This window comes from Cobetia amphilecti (assembly GCF_032923285.1).
Classification (GTDB): domain Bacteria; phylum Pseudomonadota; class Gammaproteobacteria; order Pseudomonadales; family Halomonadaceae; genus Cobetia; species Cobetia amphilecti.
In genome coordinates, this window is sequence record NZ_CP136695.1 from 2,567,002 (window position 1) to 2,584,282 (window position 17,281).

Sequence of the window (17,281 nt, forward strand, 5' to 3'; positions counted from 1 at the left end):
CGTTCACACGGGGCTGGGCGTTTTTATATCGCTAAACAAGAAAATCATGATCAAGGGGGTTTAATCCGCAAAGATCGTCCACAGATCTGTGGGAAGACGTTCAGCGTCTGAACGCGCAGCAGCGCATTCACGATCAACGAACCGGAGGTGACGGCATGACTCAGCAACAGCCCCCACAGCATCAGAACCATCAACCGGGCGATGAACATCGCATGGACCCCAAGCCCGAATATATCCGCGAGAGCTATCGCGGCAGCGGCAAACTGCTGGGCAAGGTGGCAGTCATCACCGGTGGTGACAGCGGTATCGGTCGCGCCGCCGCCGTGCACTTCGCACGCGAGGGTGCCGATTGTCTGATCACGCACTTGGGCAGTGAAGAAGTCGATGCCCAGGAGACCATCCGTCTGATCGAAGCCGAAGGCAGACGCGGACGCCGCATCGCAGGGGATATCGGCGACCCGGCCTTCTGCCGCAAGGTCGTCGAGGGCGCGATGGAGGAATTCGGACAGCTGAATATTCTGGTCAACAATGCCGCTGAGCAGTACGACTGGGATGACGTGACCGAGATCGATGACGAGCAGATCGAGCTCACCTTCAAGACCAATCTGTTCAGTCACTTCTACATGATCAAGGCCGCCGTGCCGCACCTCTCCAAAGGCGATTCCATCATCGCCACCTCATCCGTCAACGCCTTCAAGGGCAATGACAGCCTGATCGATTACAGCGCCACCAAGGGCGCCATCCAGGGGCTGGTACGTTCACTGTCCGGCACGCTGATGGACCGCGGCATTCGCGTCAATGCCGTCGCGCCCGGCCCGGTGTGGACTCCCTTGATCCCCGCCAGCTTCGAGGATGAGAAGGTCGCCAACTTCGGCCAGCAGGTGCCGATGGAACGCCCCGGCCAGCCAAGCGAAATGGGCCCGGCCTACGTCTATCTGGCCAGCGAAGACTCAAGCTACATGACAGGCCAGACGATTCACCTCAATGGCGGCGTCGTGCTCAACACCTGATCGCAGACCTTCAGCACACACCTGAGCAAGCCGGGTGTGATGTGACATGCTCAACACGAAACAGGCCGCCCCATCTTGGGCGGCCTGTTTCGTGTGTCGCGGGCTATGTCCGCAGGATGACTCAGCGTGCGCCGCGCAGGCGCTCGGCCTGGGCCAGCGTGCAATCACTGAGCAGATCCAGCGCGCCCAACGCCTGGCCTCCGGTCACGAAGGGATGCGCTTCGCTTGGCTTGCGAGTCTCAAGGTCCGCGATTCGTCCGGGCGTGCCGTCACGCTTGGGGTGATTGGACAGGAAGACGTCTACGCCGGCTTGCTGCGCGATCTGATGCATGCGTGACGCCGAGGCAGAATAGCCACGCAGTCTGGCCTCATCCGGCCCGAAGTTGAAGCCAGTGCCGCCCCACAACACGGCGTGATGCACTTCATCGCCATCCTTGACCGGGAACACCAGCGACAGCGTGCCGGGGGTATGGCCGGGCGTGATGTACATGCCGAGCGTGGTGTCACCCAGCGTCAGCCTCTCATCGTCGATGACCTGATGGTCCCGCTCTGGCGGCTCTCCCCAGCGCGGGTTGTCGATGCGCTGCTCGGGGTCATCCAGCATGTCCCAATCGATCTGGGTCATGATCACCTCGGGCGCATACTGCTCCACGATCCAGGACTGGCCGCCGTAATGGTCGCCATGGCCATGGGTAATCACCAGATAGCGAATATCGGCAGGGTCCAGACCCAGCTCGCGCATGCCTGGCGCGATGATGGTCTCGGCCTGATTCGGAGTGTTCATCGCATCGATGAGAATGATGCCCTCGGAGGTGGTCAAGGCCCAGCTCGACACCTGGCCATTGCCGACGAAGTAGAGATTGTCGAATACCCTGTGCGGCCCCAGCGACTTGCGCTTGTCAGCGGAGGGCTTCGATCTGGGTCTGGGCTTGGCAGTTTCATCCTCGGAGTGTCGGTGGCGCTTGCCCGCGTCCACCAGGGGTGCCTCGAGGCTACACAGGCTGTGAAGGCCGGGATACCCCTCACCCGCCGCCAACCCCCGTTGCGCAAGCTGGGTCGCAAGCGGCGACATCGCCGCAGCAGGAGCATCAGCTGGCTGCGATGCCGCGCTGGCCAAGGCGAAACCTGACAGCGGCAGGCCGATCACCCCTGCCAACAGTCCTGCCGTTACTAGCCGAGAATTCCCCATAGATAGCCCTATCTCACCAAGATGAATGGATTCAGCGTCGAAGATTGTCACCAACGTCACATTTTCGCAACAGTGCGTTGCGCTGCGCCAATGCAAAGCATTATCATTCAAAAAGTGCACGAATGATGCACACACATAACGATAATCTCGGGAACTTCAATCGATGCCAGCGCACCCTCCTGCACCTCACCGCCCCATGGCCTCACGCTCAGCCGTCTTGTTGGCCCTGGCGGCGCTCCCCTCTCTGGTGGTACTCCCGAGCCATGCCTCCGACCAGCTGGAAGACATCGTCGTCACCGCGTCCGGTCACGATCAGATGGTCAAGGACGCCCCGGCCTCGATGAGCGTGATCACGCGCGAGAGCCTTGAAGGCCGTCATTACAGCGACCTCACCGATGCGCTGCGCGGCTTGCCCGGCGTGACGGTATCCAGCGGCGGATACTCCAAGGACATCAGCATTCGCGGCATGCCCGGTGAATACACGCTGATCCTAGTGGATGGCCGCCCGATCGACAGCCGTGATACGCGACCGAGTGGCAGTGGTGGCTTCGAGCAGGATTGGCTGCCGCCACTGGAAGCGATCGAGCGTATCGAGGTAGTACGTGGCCCGATGTCGACGCGTTATGGCTCCGATGCCATCGGCGGGGTCATCAATATCATCACCCGCAAGACGCAGGAGGAATGGGTCACCAATCTGCACTATGACACCTTCATCCCCCAGCACAGCGTGTCGGGACATGAACGCCAGAGCCGCATTCGCACCTCGGGCCCGCTCATCGATGGGTTGCTGGGCCTGAGCGTCAGCGCCGGACAGACCACGCGCCAGGAAGATGACATCACCCGCGGCTACCCACAGCGCAAGCGTCAGGACCTCGACACCAAGCTCAGCCTCACGCCGGACGACAACCAGCGCATCGAGGCCGAATTCGCCTACCATGACCAGAATCGCCAGACCGAGGAAGACCGCAGTCAGGGCCAGGACAGTGATCGTGATTGGGATACTCGCCGCTTCAGCCTGAGCCATCAGGGTGACTGGGCCAGCGCCAGCACCAATTCCTACGTCCAGTACGAGACGTCACGCAACGATAGCCGTGACATCACGCTGAGCAATACCAAGGCGAGCAGCAACGTGCTGATTCCGCTGGGCGATCACCTGACCACCCTGGGCGTGAGCTTCGAGGAGGAGCACCTCGAGGACAACGACACCAACGCTCTGAGCGAGATCAACGAGATCCGCAACAGCCGCTGGTCACTGTTCGCCGAGGACGAATGGCTGCTGACCGACGACTGGGCGCTGACCGGCGGCGTGCGTCTGGATGAAGACGAGAACTACGGCAGCCACCTGTCACCGCGTCTTTACAGCGTCTATCAACTGGCCGACAGCTGGACGCTCAAGACGGGCGTGGCGACCGGTTACAAGGCGCCAAGCCTGCGTCAGGTCGCCGACAACTGGGTACAGGACAGTCGCGGCGGCGATATCTACGGCAATCCGGATCTGGAAGCCGAGACCTCTCTCAGCCGCGAGATCGGCCTGCTGTATGACAATGCCAGAGGCACCCAGGCGGGCGTGACCCTGTTCCGCAGCGACTTCGATAACAAGATCGTCACCGAACTGTGCCCGGATGGCGCCTGCGCCGGCGGCGCGGATGATGCGCGCTGGTACAACAACGTCGACAGTGCCGTCACCCAGGGCGTCGAGCTGAGTCTCAATCAGGAGCTGCGTCACGACCTCGCGCTGGCACTCAGCTACACCTATACCGATTCCGAGCAGACCAGTGGCGAGAACAAGGGCCAACCGCTGACCCAGATTCCCCGCCACCAGGCCACGGCTCAGCTGGACTGGCAGCTCAACCATCGCCTCAATCACTGGACACGAGTCGACTGGCGTGGCGAAGAGACTCAGCCCGCCACCGGTGTCACCAGTCGTACCGTTATCGCGCCGTCCTACACGATCGTCGATACCGGCGTCAGCTTCGATGCCACCACTCAGCTGACACTTAGCGCCGGCCTCTACAACCTGTTCGACAAACGCGTGCGCTACGACGATTTCGGCTACGTGGAAGATGGTCGCCGCCTGTGGGTCGGCGTCGACTACACCCTCTAGCACTGACTCCGGCCGCCAACGGCTAGCCTCCCATGCAATGAGCGATCAGTCCGCTGCATGGGAGGTAATCGCGGCTTTCCTCGCCACGCCTCTCTTCTCTCCTCTTCTGGTCTCCTCTTTTCTCTCCTCTTTCCGCCTTCCCCCTTTGTCTCGTCTTCAGTGCCTCGCTGGCCTGTCACCTCTGCTCTCCCTGCCAGTATCAGGCCCTGCTGTTTGTCCGTATCAGTCATTTCAGTCGGCTGAAAGCCAGTGGCCTCTCTATTCTGGTAGCAGCCACAGGCGTTGCCGTGGACAGGACTGAGCGTTACCCGCTCTGCAGGAGGCAAGCATGTCCAAGCTGATTCTTTCACTGGATGGCGGCGGCATACGCGGGGCGGCCACCGCGCAGTTTCTGATGCGTGTCGACGCGACACTCAGAAATGACCACCAGACCAGCCTGCGTGAGCGGGTCGATTTCTATGCGGGCACCAGTACCGGCAGTCTGATCGCGCTGGCGCTGGCCACCACCAACATGAGCCTCGAGGACATAAGCGGGCTCTACAGCGCGACCAGCGCCAAACAGATCTTCGCCGACAACCGCGGCTGGTTCGAACTCGATGGCATCAATGCGCCCAAGTACGAGGCCAAGGGCAAGAGCACGATGCTCAAGAAGCACCTCGGCCAGGCCAAGCTCAGGGATGTCCCCGCTGGCAAGCAGGTGCTTGTCGTCACCTACGGGATCGAGAGACGCCGCCCGCATGTCTTGAAGTCGAGCAAGCGCGAGCATCACAAGCTGCTGGCCTGGCAGGTCGCGGACGCCTCCAGCGCGGCGCCCACCTACTTCCCGACCCGTGACATGAAGCTGGGGCCAGACAACGAGCAGACCTGGCTGATCGATGGCGGCGTCATCGCCAACAACCCCACCATGTGCGCCATCGCCGAAGCCTGTCGTCTGTGGCCGCATGAGCCGCGTCGCGTGTTGTCGATCGGCACCGGAACACGCACGCGCAAGATCAATGGCCCGGATTCCCAGCACTGGGGCGCAGTGCAGTGGGTGCTGGAAGGCAGCCTGATCGACGTGCTCTCCGATGAGAAGGTGGTCGGCTATCAGGCCATCACCATCTCGCCGCCGGGCAGCTATATCCGCGTCAATGCCGAGATGCGCCCACAGCCCGGCATGCTCAAGGCACCTGATGACGCGATGGATGACATCAGTACCACCAACATCAAGCACTTGAAGGCCATGGGCGATTTCTGGTTCGCGCAATACGGTGACGCCGTGGTGGCCCTGATCACCGACCGCTATCAAGGCCCGTCGCTGGATCGCATCGATCCCGCCACCGGCAAGCCCGAGGCCTACGAGCCTCACTGAGCACGCCTTGCGCGACGCGAACTCGGAGACGCCTGTCAGCGATTTTGCTACTCTGCGCTGCCGTGCTTCACGCTGACCCGAGTTTATTTAATGACACATGGCACACCGCAAGACACTCGCATTCGCCCCGCCACCTCAACATGGCGAATGCTGGTAACTCTCACTTTATCTCTGGCGATTCTCGTACCCACTACAGCACAGTCAGACGATGATATGCGCTTTGACCAGCCGGAAGCCTTCGCCACCCTGAAGAAGGCGGTCAGCTATTTCGATGAAATGGATACCTTGCCGGAAGAGGCCTGGATCAGCCGCGATCAAGCGTCTGCGCGCAGCGATATGGACGAGATGATCGAGGAAGCCATGCAGGCCCTCGACGTGCCACAACTCTCGACACTGCGCAGCACCTATCGCCAGGTCGAGGACAAGATTCGCGAATCGCGCGGCGAGATTTCCGAGTTGAAGGAAAAGCGCATCCTCGCGCCGGACACTGATGTCTCGACGCTGACGCGCCTCACGCCCACCGATACCCTGCGCGAATTCACCGCCAGCACGCGCGGCGATTATGATCTGCTGATCGCCGCGCATGAGAAGAACATCGCCGCCTATCAAGGCGAGCTGACCACGCTGGAAGGCAAGCTGGCCGCGCGACTCGAGGAGATCGGCATCACCCTGACGCCGGACCAGGTCCAGGTGTGGCTGTCCTCGGTGGTCGGCGATGATGTGCTGACCATGAGTGTCGTGTTCGCCAGCATCAAGTCGGTGGCCCAGCAGCTCGCCGAGCTGACCCGCGACAGCGGCGAGAACCTCGACTACGCGCGCCGCTATTACGGCATGGTCGTCATGCTTCACCGCATGATCGTGACCATGCAGCAGGACTTCATCACGCGCGTGAATGATGAGGTATTGCCGCAACTTCAAGGCTTCGCCGACGAAGCCGAGGCCACCACGCGCGAAGCCCGTACGCTGATCAAGCAAGGCGGATCACGCGAGAGTCTGGAGAACAACATCCGCGCCAATGCGCTGACGCTCAAGACGATCAACCTGTATCGCTCGCTGGTGACCGAGCAGCGCGACCGCGTCACGACCTCTCTGACCAAGAGCCAGCGCGAGCTTGCGGTGGCGACCAATACCTATCGCACCGTCAAGCTCAGCGCCCACGTCGCCGACCTGATCCGCCAGGGCGTCAAGACCTTCGACACCCTCGCCGGCCTGCAAGTACCGGTTGCCACCAGCTTCGAGAACAGCGCCATGCGCGAGGAATTCCGCAAGCTGACCGAGCGCATGCAGCAGGCAAAATAACCCACGCAATCAGCGTCGATACCACGCCTTCGCCCTGCCGGCGGAGGCGTTTTCAGTTGTGGCGGCGAATATCCCGCATGCTCAGAATGCTCTCCAGCGTGCGTCTCAGGCGCGCCACCTCACTGACCAGACTCTCGCCCGCCAGCATGCCGACCCCCAGTACCAGCCCACGTCGTGAATCCTCGCTGCTGCAGACCATGCTCAGTGGCCGCACGATCAGATGCTCCTTGACCATCAGCTGCGCGACGCGCTGGTCATCGATCTCGGGGGCGAACTGCACGCACAGGCTGATGCCGCGCGACGGCGGCGAGACGCTGATCACGCCCTTCACCTGACACAACTGGTCATGCACCACCTGCTGCCGGCCGAGATAATCGCGCTGGATGCGCTGATACCAGGCGTCCAGATCGCCATCGGCGATGAACTGCGCCAGCACCGCCTGATCCAGCATGCGCCCCTCGCGGAACACCTCGCTGCGCAGGCGGTTCATCGGCCCGGCCAGCGCGCGCGGCACCACCAGATAGCCCAGCCGCAGCCCGGGAAACATCAGCTTGGAGAACGACCCCACCAGCAGGCGATTGCCGGAATCGGGATCAAACAGCAGCTCACCGTGATCATCACCGCTGAACTCGTAATCATCCTCGAGGATATAGGCGGGCTGACAGGCCTCGCACAGTCTCTGCTTGTCACGCCGCGAGGTGGGCACACTCAGCGGATAGTGATGCGAGCCGGTGAAATAGGCGATCTGTACCGGCCCCTCGCCAAGCGAGGTGAGATCGTGTCCTGCCTCACTTGTCGTATCACTCGTCGCATCGCTCACCGGCCGCCAGGGGATCTGCCGGGTCTCAAGGCCTGCGGCCAGAAAGACATTGCGCGCGCCCCAATAACAGGGCGACTCCATCACCACCCGCTGCCCGGCATCCGCCAGCGCCAGCGCGCACAGCTCGATGCCGTGGTGGGTGCCCTCGGTGATGATGATCTGCTGGGTATCACAATCGATATTGCGCCAACGACGCAGAAAATCGCGGATCTCACGCTTGAGTGGACCATAGCCGCCGCTGGAGTAGGACAGCAGCAGCGCGTTGTGCGGCACCGTCACGCTGGCATATAGCTGACGCCACTTGCGCATCGGAAAGCGCGCGATGTCCGGAATGCCCGGCACGAAGGCGCCACTCTGGATCAAACTCGCCCCTTGCCCGCCCAGCACCTTGCGGGCCCGCGCCGACAACGGCAGCGGTGCCGGTGCTGCCCCCGTCGCGCCCGCCCCTGATTCACCCGGCCCTAACTCCGCCGCCCCGAACTCCCCCGACCCCGCGCTTGTCCTGCGCGCATGCGGGCGACGCGTCCAGGTGCCCTGCCCCTGGCCGGTGTGCAGATAGCCTTCCTCGATCAGCGACTTGATCGCCAAGGCCAGCGTATTGCGCGCCACCCCCAGCGCCTCGCACAGCTTGCGATGCGGCGGCAGCCGCGCGCCCAGCGGCCATTGCTCACGAATCACCTCGAGCAACGCCTGCTCCAGCCGCACCTGCTTGCCCAGCGTCTCGGACTGGCGGCGATAACATTCGATCAGCGGCTCAAGCGCGGCCAGTTCCATCCCGGTCTCCCGTTGTCGTTGACGTTACCGTTGTCGTAGTGCTGTCACGCAGCTACCCGAGGTCGTCCCCCCCCCGCCAGCCACTCGCCTGACAGGCGGCGCGCAACGCCCATTCAGCCTTGATTATCCGCAGCCCCTGCCGATTGGTCCAGTCAAACGTAAAATTGGTCTATTCGCCATCGGGCATGGCGCTGGTAGCGTGTGTTTCAGGCGTTGCCTACTGACTGATGCTCACAGCGAAATGATTGCTGAATCGCTCTTGGCTCCCCCTTTACAGGAGCGACCTTTCAGCAAGCATCAGCCAGCGACAGGACTGTCATTACTTCTCGTTCATGCCAGCAAGCTTTGGATTTGAAATTGAGAAGAGCGCACGGGACATCAGCAGAAACGGCTTCGCTATATAACAAATTCCAAGATCGATTTGAGTATTCCAATGAACAACAGTACTCCCCCTGCAGAACAGCTAGTCAGAGTCCTTGCGCGTGGCGACGTCCTGGCACTTGCCTTCGGCGCCATGGTCGGTTGGGGCTGGATCGTCCTCACCGGCGGCATGATTCAGGATGCCGGCAGCGTCGGCGCCATCATCGCTTTCATCATTGGCGGCATCGCCGTCGTCCTGATCGGTCTGACCTATGCAGAACTGGCAGCAGCCATGCCCAAGGTGGGCGGTGAGCATGTCTACAGCTACCGGGCCATGGGGCACTTCTCTTCGTTCCTGTGCACCTGGACCATCATTCTCGGCTATCTGAGCGTGGTGTCCTTCGAGGCGGTGGCATTGCCCACGGTCATCGAGAACCTCGCGCCCAACTATGCCGTTGGCCACATGTGGACCATCGCCGGTTGGGATGTGAAGGCGACCTGGGTGGCTGTCGGTGTCGGCGGCTCGCTGGCCATGATGGCGATCAACTATGTCGGGATCACCACCGCCGCACTCCTGCAGAAGGTCGTCACAGGCGTGATTCTGATCGCCGGCGTCCTGTTCGTGACCGGCGCCTTGTTCGAAGGTGATGTCGCCAACATGACACCGCTGTTCACCCAATCCGAAGGCGGCGTGGTGGCAGGCATCATCGCGGTGCTGGTACTGGTGCCTTTCCTGTTCGTCGGCTTCGACGTCATTCCGCAGGCCGCAGAGGAAATCAATCTGCCCTACAACGCCATCGGCAAGGTGCTGATGATGTCCGTGGTACTGGCCGTGGTCTGGTATGCGCTGATCATCCTGGCCACCAGCATGGCACTGGACCATGACTCCCTGCTGGCAAGTTCACTGAGCGTGCCGGACGCCATGGGCGCCCTGTTCAATTCGCCCTGGGCCAGCAAGCTGATGATCCTTGCAGGCATCGCCGGCATCATCACCAGCTGGAATGCCTTCTACATCGGTGGCTCTCGCGCCATCTATGCCTTGGCACATGCCGGCATGCTACCTGCCTGGCTGGGCAAGCTGCACCCCAAGCACAAGACGCCCACCAATGCGGTACTGCTGATCGGTCTGCTGTCCTGCATCGCGCCTTTCTTCGGTCGTCCGGCACTGGTGTGGATCGTCGATGCGGGTGGCCTGGGTATCGTCATCGCCTATCTGTTCGTCGCGATCTCGTTCCTGATTCTGCGTATCCGTGAGCCCGATATGCCGCGTCCGTTCCGCGTCCGCCACGGCAAGCTCTGCGGCACACTGGCCATCCTCCTGTCCTTCGGCATGGCCTGCCTGTATCTGCCGGGTAGCCCTTCCGCGCTGACCGGCACCGAATGGCTGATCTTCGGCGCCTGGATGGCTCTGGGTCTGGTGATGTATGTCATCGCCCTGAAGCAATTCGGCCGAGCCTATAGCGACCGTGTCATGGCCCCGGCTTTCACGGCGCAGTAAACACGCAATACCTACACCGCTGGGCAGTCTGTTCCGCCTGCCCAGCCATCTCGACTCAGTCATATTCGAGCCGACTCGAGAGCAGCTGACGCCTCTTGCGACATGCTGCTCACTCCATGAATGACCTGCACGCCAGAACGCCAGAGGAGCTTCACATGTCCCGTTCCGCCCTCCCGATCAGCGACTTCCTGAAGCGCTACGTCAACTCGGAAACCAGCAGCGACGTCTTCGTCCCGGCGCTCATCGGTACCGAGCACCGCGAGACCGGCACCACCTTCAACGTGACCAATCCGGCCACCGGCGAGCAGCTGGCGCGTGTCGCCGAGGTCAGCGCCGATGACACCCGTGACGCCGTCGCCGCGGCCGAGATCGCCGGCAACGCCTGGAAGAAGGTGCCGGTGAAGGAGCGTTCCGCACTGCTGCGTCGCTGGTTCGATCTGGTGCTGGCGCACCGTGAAGACCTCGCCCAGCTGATGACGCTGGAACAGGGCAAGCCGATGGCGGAGTCGCGTGGCGAGGTGACCTATGGTGCCTCCTTCATCGAATTCTTCGCCGAAGAAGCCAAGCGCATGGCCGGTGAGACCCTGCCGTCCCATGGCGCCGACAAGCGCCTGATGGTGCTGCGCGAGCCGATCGGTGTGGTGGCCGCGATCACGCCGTGGAACTTCCCGCTGGCGATGATCACCCGCAAGTGCGCCCCGGCGATCGCCGCAGGTTGTGCGGTAGTCATCAAGCCGGCCGAAGCCACGCCGCTGACCGCACTGGCATTGGCGGACCTGGCGCTGGAAGCCGGCCTGCCGAAGGGGCTGATCAGTGTCGTCACCGCCATGAAGCCGATCGCCATCGGGGAAGTGCTGACCACCGACCCGCGCATCCGCAAGGTGTCCTTCACCGGCTCCACCCCGGTGGGCAAGACGTTGATGGCGCAGTGTGCTTCCACCGTCAAGAAGACCGCGATGGAGCTGGGCGGCAACGCACCCTTCATCGTCTTCGATGATGCCGACCTGGATGCAGCCGTCGATGGCGCCATCGCCTCCAAGTTCCGCAACGCCGGCCAGACCTGCGTATGCACCAACCGCTTCCTCGTTCAGGACGGTGTCTACGACGCCTTCGTCGAGAAGCTCGCGGCACGTGTCGAGAGCATGCAGGTCGGTGATGGCCTGGTCGAAGGCAACACCATCGGCCCGCTGATCAACGATGCTGCGGTCAACAAGGTGCAGAGCCACGTCGATGATGCCGTCAACAAGGGCGCGCGCCTGGTCACCGGCGGCAAGAAGCACGCTCTCGGCCACAGCTTCTTCGAGCCGACCGTGCTGGCCGATGTCACCACCGACATGGTCGTCGCGGATGAGGAAACCTTCGGCCCGCTGGCGCCGGTGTTCCGCTTTGGCAAGGACGAGGAAGCCATCGCGATGGCCAACGACACCCCGTTCGGGCTGGCTGCGTATTTCTACGCCAACGATTACCGCCGCATCTGGCACACGCTGGAAGCGCTGGAATACGGCATGGTCGGCGTCAATGAAGGCCTGATCTCCACCGAACTCGCGCCCTTCGGTGGCATCAAGGAATCCGGTCTGGGTCGCGAAGGCTCGCACCACGGTCTGGAAGAGTTCACCGAGCTCAAGTACGTCTGCATCGGCGGCCTTTGATCTCACGACAACGTCTCACCACTTGCACAAGACAACGGTGGCATGGCCCGCGCCATGCCACCGGCAACAAGAAAAGGAGCCTGACATGAGCCACTCTCAGCTGAGCAACGAACAACTCGACGTCCTCAAGCACAAGTACGTCGCCAAGGGTGCCGTCACCGCCACGCCGCAGTTCGCCGACACCGCACTGAACGCGGAAATCTGGGATGCGGACGGCAACCGCTGGATCGACTTCGCCGGTGGTATCGGCGTGCTCAACCTGGGCCACCGTCACCCGAAGATCGTCGCCGCCGTCAAGGCGCAGCTCGACAAGGTCATGCATACCGCCGCGGGCGTCATCTCCTATGCCCCGTACGTGCAACTGAGCCAGAAGCTGGCCGAGATGACGCCTGTGCGTGGCCCGGAACGCAAGACCTTGCTGGTCAACTCCGGCGCGGAAGCGGTCGAGAACGCCATCAAGATCGCGCGTGCCGCCACTGGCCGCAGCGGCGTCATCACCTTCGACGGCGCCTTCCACGGCCGTACCATGATGACCCTGGCGATGACCGGCAAGGTGCTGCCGTACAAGAATGACTTCGGCCCGATGCCGGGTGACATCTTCCGTGCGCCCTACCCGAACCCGATTCACGGCATCAGCGAAGAGCAGTCCCTGAACGCCATCCGCACCCTGTTCAAGACTGACATCGCACCGCACCGCACCGCAGCCATCGTCATCGAGCCGGTGCAGGGCGAAGGCGGCTTCTACATCGCTTCGCCGAGCTTCCTGACCGCGCTGCGTGAGCTGTGTGACGAGCACGGCATCCTGCTGATCGCCGATGAAGTGCAGTCCGGCTTTGCGCGTACCGGCAAGCTGTTCGCGATGGAGCACAGTGGTGTCGAGGCCGACATCATGACCATGGCCAAGAGCCTGGCCAACGGCATGCCGCTGTCGGCCGTCGTGGGTACCGCCGAGGTGATGGATGCCTCCGGCCCGGGTTCGCTCGGTGGCACCTACAGCGGCAACCCGCTGTCCTGCGCAGCGGCGCTGGCCGTCATCGACGTCATTCGTGAAGAAAACATCCTGGAGCGCAGCACCCAGATGGGCGAGCTGCTGGCCGCGCGTTTCGCCAAGTGGGAAGAACGCTTCGCACATGTCGCGCACTCACGCAACCAGGGCTCCATGGCCGCATTTGAGCTGGTGGACGCCGATGGCCAGCCGGATCCCGCCGCGACGGCTGCCGTGTGTGCCAAGGCCAAGGAGCTGGGTCTGATCCTGCTGTCGTGTGGCTTCTACTCCAACACCATCCGTATCCTGGTGCCGCTGACCGTCGAGCCGGAAGTGCTCGAGGAAGGTCTCGATATCGTCGAGCAGGCGCTGGAAAGCCTCGCCTGATCGCTTGCCTGTCGCAGAACGTCTAGCGCAGGCATGCAGAAAAACAGCGGCCACCTACGGGTGGCCGTTTTGCGTTTTCTGCAACCTGACATCGCACATTATGACACGACAAAAGGTGACGCCATCATTGTGAAAAGACTGAAGATATGCCGCACGACCCGGCCACAAGGCATGAAATGAATTATCACGCCAAGCCCTGCCGCTGCGGAGTTCTTCAACCACCAATCGCGCACCTCACCGTTAGTTGCCCATCTAAATATATAGCCAATCGGCTTGATGATTCGTTGGGATAGCCTTTATCGCTCATTTATCATATCCGGCCTGTTTCCCTCCCACCTCCAGCCGGTTTCTGCCATGCCACATGTGTCCATCCACCCGCACTGCCTGCACGAGCGTTGCCTGCGCGGGCAAGCTCTGATCGTCAGTCAGATCACCAGCCTGAGCGACAGTCAGATCATCAGCTCCACGAGTGACACCCACCATGTCTGACAGCAACGCCACCGACTTCAAACGCAGCATGCAGCAGCGCCATCTGGTGATGTTGTCATTGGGCGGTGTCATCGGCACCGGCCTGTTTCTCAGCTCCGGCTATACCATCCAGCAGGCGGGCCCGGCGGGTGCGGTACTTGCCTATCTGATCGGCGGCCTGGTGGTCTATCTGGTGATGATGTGCCTCGGCGAACTGGCCGTGCATCACCCGGAACCCGGCGCCTTCAGCGCCCACGCCACTCGTTATCTGGGCCCTGCCACCGGCTATACCGTGGCCTGGCTCTACTGGCTGACCTGGGCCGTGGCGCTGGGGTCGGAATTCACCGCCTCCGCCGTGTTCATGGGGCGCTGGTTCCCCGGCGTCGAACCGTGGATCTGGTGCGGCATCTTCTCGCTGATCGTGTTCGGCATGAACATCGTCTCGGCGCGCTTCTTCGCCGAATCCGAATTCTGGCTGTCGCTGATCAAGGTCGCCGCGGTGATCGTGTTCATCGCGGTGGGCGCCGCCGCCATGTTCGGCTTCACCCCCCTGGCGGGTAACGTCGAGGCGCCGGGCGTCACGCGTATTCTGCAGGAAGGCGTGTTCGATCACGGCGTGATGCCGATCCTGATGACGCTGCTGGCCGTCAGCTTCGCCTTCTCCGGCACCGAGCTGATCGGCATCGCCGCCGGCGAAAGCGAGAACCCCGAGAAGAACGTGCCCCTGGCGATCCGCGCGACCCTGTGGCGCCTGATCATCTTCTTCATCGGCACCATCATCGTCATCGCCGCCCTGTTGCCTCAGGACAGCGCCGGCCTCAAGGAAAGCCCCTTCGTGGCGGTCTTCCAGCTCACCGGCATTCCCTACGCGGCGGATATCATGAACTTCGTGATCATCACCGCGCTGCTGTCAGCGGCCAATTCCGGCCTCTACGCCGCCTCGCGCATGCTGTGGACCCTGGCGGACCAGAAGACGCTGCCGCGCGTGTTCAGTCGCGTCAATCAGCGCGGCATTCCGGTGCCCGCACTGCTGATCACCATGCTCGGCGGCTTGCTGTCGTTGCTCTCCAGCGTGTATGCCGAGGACACCCTCTATCTGGCGCTGGTGTCGATTTCCGGGCTTGCCGTGGTGCTGGTGTGGATGGCGATCGCCGCCAGTCAGTTCAGCTTCCGCCGCCAGTGGCTGAAGGCCGGCCATAGCGCCAGCGAGCTGACCTACCGTGCGCCGCTGTATCCCGTCGTGCCGATTACCGCCTTCCTGTTCTGCGCGCTGGCCTGCATCGGCATCGCCTTCGATCCCAACCAGCGCATCGCGCTCTACTTCGGCGTGCCCTTCGTGGCGCTGTGCTATCTGGTGCACTATCTGACCCATCGCACGTCTGGTGACGCCGCGAAATCTGTAAACCCGACCCCGCAGGAGGCCCTCGATGCCCGCTGATGCCACCCGCAATCCGCTGAGCGCCATCACCGCGCGCCAGCCCTTCATGATCGTCGATGGCGCCCTGGCCACCGAGCTTGAGCGCGCCGGGTTCGATCTCAACGACTCGCTGTGGTCGGCCAAGGTGCTCGCCGATGATCCGCAGGCGATCGTCGATGTCCACCGCGCCTACTTCGAGGCCGGTGCCGATGTCGCCACCACGGCCAGCTATCAGGCAACGCTCGAGGGCCTGATGGCACGCAGCCTGAGCGAGACCCAGGCCAGCGCCTTGATCCAGCGCTCCGTGACCCTGGCGGCGCAGGCCCGCAGCGACTATCTGGCCGCGCACCCGGAGCGCCTGGACTGCCCGCCGCTGGTCGCGGCCTCCGTCGGCCCCTATGGCGCCTGGCTCGCCGATGGCAGCGAATACCGTGGCGGCTACGCGCTGGACCGCGCCGGCCTGCGCGACTTCCACCGTGCCCGCCTCGCCACGCTGCTCGATGCCAAGCCGGACGTGCTTGCCGTCGAGACGCTGCCGTGTGCCGAGGAAGCACTGGCCGTGTGTGATCTGCTGCGGGATGACTTCCCGACGGCGCGTGCCTGGATCGCCTTCAGCGCGCGCAACGCCACCGAATTGAGCGACGGCACGCCGATCCGTGACGCCGTGCGCGCCATCGCCGACTGCGAGCAGGTGGTCGCCATCGGCGTCAACTGCACCGCGCTTGAGCACATCGAATCGCTGGTGCGCGAGATTCGCGGCGAGACGGACAAGGACATCGTCATCTACCCGAACTCCGGTGAGGTCTATGATCCGGTCACCAAGACCTGGTCTGCCGCCTGCGCCGTCTCGGTAGATGCCGATGGCCACGGCTCTGAGCATGGCTCTGAACATGGCTATGACCACGACCATGACCTCGCCGGCTGGACACCGCGCTGGCTGGCCGCCGGCGCCACGGCTATCGGTGGCTGCTGCCGCACCGGCCCGGACGACATCCGCGCCCTGTCGGATCTGCGCAAGGCACTGAGTTGATTGAGTTGCGGAGTCCGGTGCAGTAATTACACAGCACTGAACCCGAACGCCCTGCCCGGTCATGACACATGATCGGTCAGGGCGTTTTCGGTAGCGTCCCACGCCCAGAATCTCTAGGATGGCAGGACACTGGTGAGCGATTGCTCAAAATCATTTCGACGTGCTTGTTTCGACGTACACTTTTCGCGACGTAACTTTTCGACGTGCTCTCACGGTGGCCTTCACGCTGTAGTGAAGAGCGCATGAGAGATCAGCAGGAGAATCCCGATGTCACAGCTCGATATCCAGGTCGCCTACGACGTGGTCTGCCCCTGGTGCTGGATCGGCAAGCGCCATCTCGATGATGCCATCGCGCAACTCGACTTCAAGGATGAGGTGCGCGTGAACTACCTGCCCTTCCAGCTCAATCCGTGGGTGCCGCGTGAAGGCATGCTGCGGGCCGACTACCGCGCGCAGAAGTTCGGCAGTGTCGAGCGCGGCGCGGAACTCGATGCCCAGGTGGCCCAGGCCGGCGCGCAGAGTGGCGTCACCTTCCGTCATGCCCTGATGGAGCGCACGCCCAACTCCACCGATGCCCAGCGCATCGTCTGGCGCCAGCAATCCAAGGGCCTGGCGGAGCGCCCGCTGCTGGAAGCCCTGTTCAGCGCCTACTTCCACGATGGCAAGGACGTGGGTGACCGGCAGGTGCTGGCCGAGATCGCAAGCCAGCACGATGACGACCTGAGCATCGAGCAGACGCTGGCCTTCCTTGAATCCGACGCGGGCGAGCAGGAAGTCGCCGCCCAGCAGGAGGCGCTGCGCAACGCCGGTATCCAGTCGGTGCCCAGCACCATCGTCGGCCAGTACTACGTGCCCGGCGCGCAGCCGGTGGAAGTGCTGGTGCAGATGCTCAACGAGGCGCGTGCCCAGCAGGCGGGTTGATCCGCCCCGCATTACCCGA

At 62.8% G+C, this 17,281-nt stretch carries 13 protein-coding genes; 11 read left to right on the forward strand and 2 right to left on the reverse strand.

The window, feature by feature from the left end; genetic code table 11:
* Positions 1–155: 155 nt before the first annotated feature.
* Positions 156–1,010 (forward strand): SDR family oxidoreductase, encoded by an 855-nt coding sequence (locus R1T44_RS10970; RefSeq protein WP_317292021.1) that lies wholly within the window; start codon positions 156–158, stop codon positions 1,008–1,010.
* A 121-nt stretch (positions 1,011–1,131) separates the two neighbouring features.
* Here the strand turns inward: R1T44_RS10970 and R1T44_RS10975 are convergent, their stop codons facing one another.
* A complete protein-coding gene (locus tag R1T44_RS10975; RefSeq protein ID WP_317292939.1) occupies positions 1,132–2,157 on the reverse strand; it encodes an MBL fold metallo-hydrolase in 1,026 nt (341 codons plus the stop codon).
* 238 nt (positions 2,158–2,395) lie between these two features.
* On the opposite strand from R1T44_RS10975, the gene R1T44_RS10980 reads away from it, so the two are divergent.
* The 3 genes from R1T44_RS10980 to R1T44_RS10990 all read left to right on the forward strand — a co-directional run bounded on the left by R1T44_RS10980 (position 2,396) and on the right by R1T44_RS10990 (position 6,953).
* Positions 2,396–4,303 carry a TonB-dependent receptor domain-containing protein gene (locus tag R1T44_RS10980; protein ID WP_317292022.1) on the forward strand — a complete coding sequence of 636 codons (1,908 nt, stop codon included), beginning with the start codon at positions 2,396–2,398 and terminating at the stop codon, positions 4,301–4,303.
* Between the two features lie 328 nt (positions 4,304–4,631).
* Positions 4,632–5,654 carry a patatin-like phospholipase family protein gene (locus R1T44_RS10985; RefSeq protein WP_317292023.1) on the forward strand — a complete coding sequence of 341 codons (1,023 nt, stop codon included), beginning with the start codon at positions 4,632–4,634 and terminating at the stop codon, positions 5,652–5,654.
* A gap of 213 nt (positions 5,655–5,867) precedes the next feature.
* On the forward strand, positions 5,868–6,953 hold the full coding sequence (locus tag R1T44_RS10990; RefSeq protein ID WP_317292024.1) for a hypothetical protein: 1,086 nt from the start codon (positions 5,868–5,870) through the stop codon (positions 6,951–6,953).
* A 52-nt stretch (positions 6,954–7,005) separates the two neighbouring features.
* On the opposite strand, the gene R1T44_RS10995 is transcribed toward R1T44_RS10990, so the two are convergent.
* A complete protein-coding gene (locus R1T44_RS10995) occupies positions 7,006–8,547 on the reverse strand; it encodes an aminotransferase-like domain-containing protein (RefSeq protein WP_317292025.1) in 1,542 nt (513 codons plus the stop codon).
* Positions 8,548–8,980: 433 nt separating this feature from the next.
* On the opposite strand from R1T44_RS10995, the gene R1T44_RS11000 reads away from it, so the two are divergent.
* From R1T44_RS11000 to R1T44_RS11030, 7 genes are all read left to right on the forward strand, one after another.
* Positions 8,981–10,405: an APC family permease gene (locus R1T44_RS11000; RefSeq protein ID WP_131432121.1), complete on the forward strand. Its 1,425-nt coding sequence runs from the start codon at positions 8,981–8,983 to the stop codon at positions 10,403–10,405.
* Between the two features lie 155 nt (positions 10,406–10,560).
* Positions 10,561–12,054, forward strand: a complete 1,494-nt coding sequence (locus R1T44_RS11005; RefSeq protein ID WP_317292026.1) for an NAD-dependent succinate-semialdehyde dehydrogenase — start codon at positions 10,561–10,563, stop codon at positions 12,052–12,054.
* Positions 12,055–12,139: 85 nt separating this feature from the next.
* Positions 12,140–13,426 carry a 4-aminobutyrate--2-oxoglutarate transaminase gene (gabT, locus tag R1T44_RS11010; protein ID WP_394805756.1) on the forward strand — a complete coding sequence of 429 codons (1,287 nt, stop codon included), beginning with the start codon at positions 12,140–12,142 and terminating at the stop codon, positions 13,424–13,426.
* 354 nt (positions 13,427–13,780) lie between these two features.
* On the forward strand, positions 13,781–13,915 hold the full coding sequence (locus R1T44_RS11015; RefSeq protein WP_317292027.1) for a hypothetical protein: 135 nt from the start codon (positions 13,781–13,783) through the stop codon (positions 13,913–13,915).
* Positions 13,908–15,332 carry an amino acid permease gene (locus R1T44_RS11020; protein ID WP_317292028.1) on the forward strand — a complete coding sequence of 475 codons (1,425 nt, stop codon included), beginning with the start codon at positions 13,908–13,910 and terminating at the stop codon, positions 15,330–15,332. Before R1T44_RS11015 ends, R1T44_RS11020 begins: the two co-directional genes overlap by 8 nt.
* Positions 15,322–16,341 (forward strand): homocysteine S-methyltransferase, encoded by a 1,020-nt coding sequence (mmuM, locus tag R1T44_RS11025; RefSeq protein ID WP_317292029.1) that lies wholly within the window; start codon positions 15,322–15,324, stop codon positions 16,339–16,341. The genes R1T44_RS11020 and mmuM overlap by 11 nt, the downstream gene beginning before the upstream one ends.
* Positions 16,342–16,608: 267 nt before the next feature.
* On the forward strand, positions 16,609–17,262 hold the full coding sequence (locus tag R1T44_RS11030) for a DsbA family oxidoreductase (protein ID WP_317292030.1): 654 nt from the start codon (positions 16,609–16,611) through the stop codon (positions 17,260–17,262).
* The last annotated feature ends 19 nt before the right edge of the window (positions 17,263–17,281 follow it).